Here is a 222-nt window from a genome sequence, read left to right as displayed (position 1 = left end):
AAAACTAAAATGGCGATTACTCGATGTTTACTTTGCTTCTTCTTACGATTATCTAGTTTTCAAAGAACGATTAAAAAAAGCTTTGAGAGAATTGTACTCTCAAAACTAAACAAACAAGAAACGTCAACCTTATGATCAGTCCAAAAGGACTGCATATTCCTTAGAAAGGAGGTGATCCAGCCGCACCTTCCGATACGGCTACCTTGTTACGACTTCACCCCA

Annotated in this window: 1 rRNA gene; it reads right to left on the bottom strand. The window is 38.3% G+C overall.

Features of this window, described 5'->3' with window-relative positions:
- Positions 1 to 164: 164 nt before the first annotated feature.
- A 16S ribosomal RNA gene (locus tag G6554_RS25555) occupies positions 165 to 222 on the bottom strand; the annotation flags it as partial.

Source organism: Bacillus sp. MM2020_4, from assembly GCF_011250555.1.
Lineage (GTDB): Bacteria > Bacillota > Bacilli > Bacillales > Cytobacillaceae > Neobacillus.
The sequence above is the reverse complement of the archived record's forward strand: the minus strand, read 5'-3'. Positions and strand labels throughout refer to the sequence as shown.